Annotated in this window: 8 protein-coding genes; all 8 read left to right on the top strand. The window is 54.3% G+C overall.

Annotation, left to right across the window (positions count from 1 at the left end; genetic code table 11):
- The first annotated feature begins 110 nt into the window (after window positions 1-110).
- Window positions 111-605: a crossover junction endodeoxyribonuclease RuvC gene (gene ruvC, locus C7386_RS04170; protein WP_110437233.1), complete on the top strand. Its 495-nt coding sequence runs from the start codon at window positions 111-113 to the stop codon at window positions 603-605.
- Between the two features lie 11 nt (window positions 606-616).
- A complete protein-coding gene (ruvA, locus tag C7386_RS04175) occupies window positions 617-1,225 on the top strand; it encodes a Holliday junction branch migration protein RuvA (protein WP_116704905.1) in 609 nt (202 codons plus the stop codon).
- Between the two features lie 41 nt (window positions 1,226-1,266).
- Window positions 1,267-2,307 (top strand): Holliday junction branch migration DNA helicase RuvB, encoded by a 1,041-nt coding sequence (gene ruvB / locus C7386_RS04180; RefSeq protein ID WP_195385812.1) that lies wholly within the window; start codon window positions 1,267-1,269, stop codon window positions 2,305-2,307.
- Window positions 2,308-2,355: 48 nt separating this feature from the next.
- Window positions 2,356-3,708, top strand: a complete 1,353-nt coding sequence (gene glmM / locus C7386_RS04185) for a phosphoglucosamine mutase (RefSeq protein ID WP_110436909.1) — start codon at window positions 2,356-2,358, stop codon at window positions 3,706-3,708.
- A gap of 561 nt (window positions 3,709-4,269) precedes the next feature.
- Window positions 4,270-6,108, top strand: coding sequence for a glutamine--fructose-6-phosphate transaminase (isomerizing) (gene glmS / locus C7386_RS04190; protein ID WP_110436908.1), 1,839 nt, complete (start codon window positions 4,270-4,272; stop codon window positions 6,106-6,108).
- A gap of 46 nt (window positions 6,109-6,154) precedes the next feature.
- Window positions 6,155-6,844: a sigma-70 family RNA polymerase sigma factor gene (locus C7386_RS04195; protein WP_286050807.1), complete on the top strand. Its 690-nt coding sequence runs from the start codon at window positions 6,155-6,157 to the stop codon at window positions 6,842-6,844.
- A 76-nt stretch (window positions 6,845-6,920) separates the two neighbouring features.
- Window positions 6,921-7,196 carry a zinc-ribbon domain containing protein gene (locus C7386_RS04200; RefSeq protein WP_110436907.1) on the top strand — a complete coding sequence of 92 codons (276 nt, stop codon included), beginning with the start codon at window positions 6,921-6,923 and terminating at the stop codon, window positions 7,194-7,196.
- 132 nt (window positions 7,197-7,328) lie between these two features.
- The coding region (locus C7386_RS13405; protein ID WP_165815457.1) for a hypothetical protein at window positions 7,329-7,634 on the top strand (306 nt) is incomplete at its 3' end.

The raw sequence follows: 7,634 nt of genomic DNA on the forward strand, positions 1-7,634 counted from the left end.
CTTCATTTTCCATTCTCCATTCTCAATTCTCAATTTTCCATTAACCTGCCACTAAAATTTATTGCACAATGTGTGCGAACGTGGTATAATTTTGAGGTTATAAAGAAATGATAACGATTCTTGGCATCGACCCGGGCTACGGCACGATTGGCTATGGCGTGGTGCGGTTCGATAATATGAAATTTACGCCGGTGCAGTACGGTGCGGCAAAAACCGCTCCCGGAACACCGATGCACCTGCGCTTATGTGAGATTTACGATGATATCTGTACGCTGGTGGACACATTTCACCCGGACGAGGTGGCAATCGAGGAGCTTTTCTTCTCGAAAAACGTCACAACCGGCATTCAGGTTGCGCAGGCGCGCGGTGTAATTCTGCTGGCGCTGGCACAGAAGGGACTGCATCCGGTATCCTATACACCGAATCAGGTGAAGCTGTCCGTTGTCGGCTACGGCGGCGCGGAGAAAAAACAGGTGATGGAAATGACGAAAAGCATTCTCCATCTCACCAAGCTGCCGCGTCCGGACGATGCCGCGGATGCGCTTGCGCTGGCCATCTGCCACGGGCATTCCCGGCAGGCCATGCGCTATGAAGGCTTATTATGAGGTTTAAATAGATGTTTTATTATGTAGACGGCACGGTTTCCGTGCTCCAGCAGGGTCTTGCGGTGATCGACTGCGGCGGTGTAGGCTATGCCTGCCACGCTTCGCAGAACACCATCGGCAAGCTGAAAACCGGCGAAAAAGCGCGTCTGCTGACCTGGCTCAATGTCCGTGAGGGCGTGTTTGAGCTGTACGGCTTTATCGACGAGGAGGAGAAGTCCTGCTTCCTGATGCTGACCAGCGTTAACGGTGTTGGCCCGAAGGCGGCACTGTCCATCCTGTCGGTCGCACCGCCGGACAGACTGGCGCTCAGCATTATCACTGGTGATGAAAAAATGCTCATGCAGGCGCCGGGCATCGGCAAGAAGATCGCACAGCGCATTGTACTTGAGCTGCGCGACAAGATGAGCAAGGAGCAGCTGGAGACCGCATCTGCAGCGTCTCCGGTGGCGGCAGCCGCCGTTTCCGGCGGTGTCAACCACACGCAGGAGGCAGTCGCGGCGCTTATGGTGCTCGGCTATACGCAGGCAGAGGCGCTGCACGCGATGGAGGGTCTGGATGCTGCCGGCATGGAGGCGGACGAGATCATCCGTCAGTGCTTGAAAAAGCTGGTCAAGTCCTGATTCTGGACGATAAAAGCCTGATCAAGTAGGGGAGTGTACCTTTGAGTATTGAATTTTCCGGCGGCATGACGGATGATGAGCGCATCATCTCCACCCGCCAGCTCAGCGAGGACGAGACCGAGAATTCGCTCCGTCCGAAATCCATGGCGGACTATATCGGTCAGAAAAAAGCCAAGGAAAACCTGAGCATTTACATACAGGCCGCGAAAATGCGCGGTGAATCGCTCGACCATACGCTGCTGTACGGTCCGCCGGGTCTGGGCAAGACCACGCTCGCGGGCATCATTGCCGCAGAAATGGGCGTGAATATCCGTGTTACGAGCGGTCCGGCAATCGAAAAAGCGGGAGATTTGGCGGCTTTATTGACAAATCTCTCAGAGAATGATATTTTGTTTATTGACGAGATTCATCGCCTCGACCGTGCGGTAGAGGAGATTCTCTATCCTGCGATGGAGGACTATGCACTCGATATTATCATTGGCAAGGGGCCTTCGGCGCGCTCGATCCGTATCGACCTGCCGAAATTTACGCTCATCGGCGCGACTACGCGTGCCGGTCAGATGACCAGTCCGCTGCGTGACCGCTTCGGCGTCATGCTCCGTCTGGAGCTGTATTCGCCGGAGGAGCTGTGCGGTATTGTTGAACGCTCGGCAGGCATTCTTGATGTACCGTGCGAGCACGAGGGCGCATTCGAGATTGCGCGCCGCAGCCGCGGTACGCCGCGAATCGCCAACCGGCTTCTGCGCCGCGTGCGAGACTTTGCACAGGTAATCGGCACCGGTACGATTGACAGAAAAAGTGCCGACATTGCGCTTCGTGCACTCGAGATTGATGAGTTAGGTCTGGATAATGTAGACCGCAGGATGCTCAAAAGCATCATCCAGAACTACGGCGGCGGTCCGGTCGGACTGGACACGCTGGCCGCGACTATCGGCGAAGAAGCGATCACCTTGGAAGATGTTTATGAGCCGTATCTCATGCAGATCGGCTTTCTCAGCCGCACGCCGCGCGGACGCTGCGTGACGCTGCAGGCTTACCGTCATTTGAATCTGGAACCGGCGGACGGACAGCAAATGCTGTAATGCAATCATTTCCCCGCCTTTATCATACAAGAAAGTTAGGTGTTTCATTTGGGTAGATATTTTGGAACAGACGGCGTTCGCGGTGTAGCGAACTCGGAACTTGATGCACTGCTGGCGTTCAAGATCGGCGCGGCAGCGGCATACGCACTTACGCAGGAGTCTGCACACGGCCGCAAGGCGAAGCTGCTGATCGGCAAGGACACCCGCGTATCCTCGGATATGCTGGAGAACGCGCTGGTTGCGGGCATCTGCTCGGTTGGCGCGGATGTAGAGCTGCTCGGCGTTATCCCGACGCCGGCGGTCGCTTTCCTCACCATCAAGCACAAGGCAGATGCGGGTATTGTCATTTCCGCAAGCCACAACTCCTTTGAGTACAACGGCATCAAGATTTTTGCAGGCAACGGCTACAAGCTGCCGGACGAAACCGAGGCAAGAATTGAGGACCTGATCGACGATTTCGAGTCTATTCCGAAGATGACCCACGAGAAGATCGGTCGTGTACTCAAAAGCGAGATCGACCCGGTAGTCGAGTACACCGACCACCTTGCAGATACCATCAAGGGCGACCTGTCCGGTCTGCGCGTAGCGGTGGACTGTGCAAACGGTTCCTCCTCCACAACGGTGGAGCGCCTCATGCGTCTGGTCGAGTGCAAGGCGGAAATCCGTTTCTATGAGCCGGACGGCATCAACATCAACGATAACTGCGGCTCCACCCATCTCGGTCAGCTGAAGGAGCGCGTCCGCTCGGGCAATTTTGATCTTGGCGTTGCCTTTGACGGTGATGCAGATCGCTGCCTGATTGTAGACGAGACCGGCGAGGAGCTGGACGGCGACCGCATTATGGCAGTCTGCGCGGCGCACATGAAGAAGGAAGGCAAGCTGCGCGGCGGCGCATTTGTTGCCACCATTTTGTCCAACATGGGTCTGCACGCCTACGCCGATAAGAACGGCATGAAGATCGAGTGCTCCAATGTAGGTGACCGCTATGTGCTCGAAATGATGCTCAAGAAGGGCTACATTCTGGGCGGCGAGCAGTCCGGACACGTTATTTTTCTTGAGTATGCGTCCACCGGTGACGGTGAGCTGACTGCACTGCAGTTTATGTCTATCCTCAAGGCGAGCGGCAAGAAGTGCTCGGAGATCGCAGCTGAGGTTGAGCCGTGGCCGCAGCTGATGATCAATGTCAAGGTGCCGAACGATAAGAAGGCTACCCTGCAGCAGCTGCCCGAGGTCAAGGCGGCTATCGATGCGGCTTCCGCAGAGCTGGGCAATAACGGCCGAATCCTGGTTCGCCCGTCCGGTACGGAGGCGCTCGTGCGCGTCATGGTAGAGGGCACGAACAGTGAGCAGGTAGATACTTTGGCAAAAAAGGTTGCCAAAGTCATCGAGTCTGTTGTATAATATAAAAGAGCCAACGGGAGTGGGTGTGGTTTGCACACCCACTTTCTGCATTCTGAACAGGGAGGTGGGAGCATTTGCGCACAATTCCATAACATGCTAAGCGCCAGAACTGCGGTGCAGCCGGTATCGCAGTTGACGAGGAAAGGGTTAATCGAAAGTATTCGGCGGGTGCCCTTCGGTCACAAGTGGGTTGATCGTCAGCAGGCTGTTAAAACATACGGGCGACCGTATCGACAGAGCAGTTATGCGTAACGCACTATTTTTATACCCAAAATTAGAAATTCACCGCATATATTGAGGTAAGGCAATACGGAATAATTAAACCAGAGCGATTTGTGAGAGCGTTTTGCGGACCAACAAGGCGTGTTTGGCGGTAATGCTTGATGTATTATCGTAAAATCGCAACGCAGTCAGGACGTAAAATCTTCACAAAGCGGCGCGGCAGCGCGACCGGAGTTCGTGCAAGAAGCCGTAGCTTTCATTGTTCCGTGCTGCCTAAGGCTCATACTGAAATGTTGCGGAAGATATGTTATATTTACCGTTGCAAAGGAGTATTATTTTATGTGTGGAATCGTTGGATTCACCGGACGCGAGAACGCGCTTCCGATTCTTATCAAGGGTCTGTACAGTCTGGAATACCGTGGCTATGACTCTGCTGGTGTGGCTGCCTTCACGAAGGACGGTCTGCGCGTTGTCAAGGCGCGCGGCCGCATTGCAAACCTTGAGGAGAAGATCAAGGAGGAAGGCGGCGACATGTACTGCACCTGCGGTATCGGCCACACCCGCTGGGCAACGCACGGCGAGCCGTCCGACCGCAATTCGCATCCGCATCTGGGCGGCAAGGGCAAGGTAGCAGTTGTACACAACGGCATTATCGAGAACTACAAGGAGCTGCGTGAGCGTCTGGAGGCACACGGCTACGAGTTTAAGTCCGAGACCGATACGGAGACTGTCGCGCACCTCGTGGACTATCTGCACACCGGCAAGCAGGAGGATCTGGCAAAGACCGTTCTGCAGGCCGTGCAGCGTCTGCGCGGCTCTTACGCACTGGGCGTAGTTTCGATGGATAACACGCAGGAGATCGTTGCTGCACGCCGCGGCAACCCGCTGGTTATCGGTATCGGTGAGGGCGAGAACATGATCGCATCCGATATTACCGCTATTATCAATCGCACCAAGCGTTACATTATTCTGGATGATAACGAGGTTGCAATCGTTCGCCCGGACAGTGTAGTTGTCATGAACGAGTTCGGCGATACGGTAGAGAAGGAAATCATGACCGTAACGTGGGATATGTCCGCAGCGGAAAAGGGCGGCTACCAGCACTTTATGCTCAAGGAGATCATGGAGCAGCCCAAGGCAGTTGCCGATACGGTTAAGCCGCGTATCAAAAACGATGCGGTTGTATTCGAGGACAACGGTCTGACCGACGAGCGTCTGCGTGAGATCGAGCATATCCATATCATCGGCTGCGGCTCTGCACTGCACGCAGGCATGGTCGGCAAGCGCGTGATTGAGGCAATGTGCCGCATTCGCTGCACGGCAGAGGTTGCCAGCGAGTTCCGTTATGAGAACCCGATCATCGGCAAAAAGGATATGTGCATCGTTATCAGCCAGTCCGGCGAGACGGCGGATACGCTGGCTGCCATGCGTCTGGCCAAGCAGGCAGGTGCGTTCACGATTGCGATCGTGAACGTGGTTTCGTCCACCATCGCCCGCGAAGCAGACGGTGTGCTGTATACGTGGGCCGGCCCGGAGATTTCGGTTGCGACAACCAAGGCATATTCCGCACAGCTGTCCGCTCTGTACCTCATCTCGGTTAAGATCGCGCGTGTGCGCGGCCTGATCTCCATCGGTGACGAGCGTGCGCTGTGCGCTGAGCTGCAGCGCCTGCCGGAGTGCATCGAGCAGACCCTGAAATGCCAGTCGGATATGCAGCGTATCGCTACGCTGTATGCAAACCGCTCGAGCGTGTTCTTCCTTGGCCGCGGGCTGGACTATGCCGCCGCGCTCGAGGCTTCGCTCAAGCTGAAGGAAATTTCCTATATTCATTCGGAGGCGTATGCTGCCGGTGAGCTTAAGCACGGCACCATTTCTCTGATCGAGGAGGGTACTCTGGTTGTTGCTCTGGCAACGCAGCCGGCACTGTTTGAGAAGACAGTCTCCAATATCCGTGAGGTTGTAGCGCGCGGCGCAAGCGTCGTGCTCGTCACCACGGACGATTTCACCGGCGACGAGTCGGTCTGCCAGCACATCGTGCGCCTGCCGAAGTGCCTGTATGAATTTTCCGCTTCGCTTTCGATTATTCCGATGCAGCTTTTGGCATACTATATCGCAGTGGAGCGCAACTGTGATGTTGATAAGCCGCGCAACCTGGCAAAGTCGGTAACTGTAGAGTAAAACGTTAATAATATTGTCATAATTGCACAAAAACGGAAGAACGTTTTTGTGTGATATCGGTAAAGATGACAATCGTTTCTTGACATTTCCAATTCTACCGCGTATAATAGCTATTGACATGAGAAATGATTATCAAATACAGCCATCGAACGGGATTCCCGATGAAAAGCTGTGCCGTCTGGCGCGGCAGGGAGACGGACCCGCGATGGAGAATCTGATCCGTCGTTATACCCGTCTGGTCAAGACCTGTGCGCGGCCATACTTTCTGGCAGGCGCCGATGCAGAGGATCTAATGCAGGAGGGTATGCTCGGGCTGCTGAATGCCGTCCGGGAGTACGACGAGAGCAAGGGCGCACCCTTTGGAGCGTTTGCGCGGTTGTGCATCACGCGGAAGATTTATTCCGCAGTGAAGGCGGCAGCGTCGCTCAAGCACGACCCGCTCAATCAGTCCATGTCAATCGATCGACCTCTGTTTGAAGACCTTGCGGAATCGCGTACCCGGGTAACTGCACCGAATGGTGATCCTGAATCGCTTGTTATCGGCAATGAGGAGAGGGAAGAGCGGAAAAAGAAGCTCTACTCGCTTTTGTCTGAATTTGAGGCACAGGTTTTGACGTTGTTTTTGGACGGCTTATCGTATGAAGAGATGTCCGAAGCGCTGCACAAACCAATCAAATCTGTGGATAATGCCGTCCAGCGCATCAAGCGAAAATCGGCAGCCATTAAACCTATTTAGGCGATAGCAGGCGCAGTGTCTGTACGCATATATTTCAAGTTTCCCGAGGGAACAGTATCAAAGAGAGGTAAAAACCATGTACGAAGACAAGACTTTAGTATGCAAGGAATGCGGTAAGGAGTTCGTGTTCACCGCTGGCGAGCAGGAGTTTTACGCAGAGCGCGGTTTCCAGAACGAGCCGCAGCGCTGCAAGGCCTGCCGCGATGCGCGCAAGAATGCTGCACGCGGTCCGCGTGAGTTCTTCACCGCTACCTGTGCTGCTTGCGGCGGCGAGGCTCGCGTTCCGTTCGAGCCGAAATCTGACCGCCCGGTATATTGCAGCGAGTGCTTCGCAAAGATGCGTGAGCAGTGATATTGTAACGCTAAAAAGTCATCAAATGACACGATAAAAAAGTGTCGGTAATGAAATCCTCATTACCGGCACTTTTTTATTTGTCCGGAGCAAAAATAGTCCTCAAATAAGAAAGGGAAAAGAGGTGTGAAAATGAGCAAAATGGTCTATCTCCCATATGTTCGTTTTGAGCAGGAAGAAGGAGAAGCTGAGGGTATCGGCTGGTACTTTACGCAGTATAATGCCGAAACTGGAGAAGGTAAAGGCTGGCATGGAACAGAGTTCATGCCGGACTGTCTCTTTGAAACGAAATGCGAGGGCGGCGAACCGGAAACAAAGTTCTTTGATGTGAATACCAATGAGCCGATCAAGCAGTGGAGTTGGCCGGAACCGCCGGATGACAATGCGTTCACGAACTATGGCTCGCTGGATGAGTTTGTAGCGAATAATTCGCAGAAG

Source organism: Agathobaculum butyriciproducens, assembly GCA_003096535.1.
Taxonomy (GTDB): Bacteria; Bacillota; Clostridia; order Oscillospirales; family Butyricicoccaceae; genus Agathobaculum; species Agathobaculum butyriciproducens.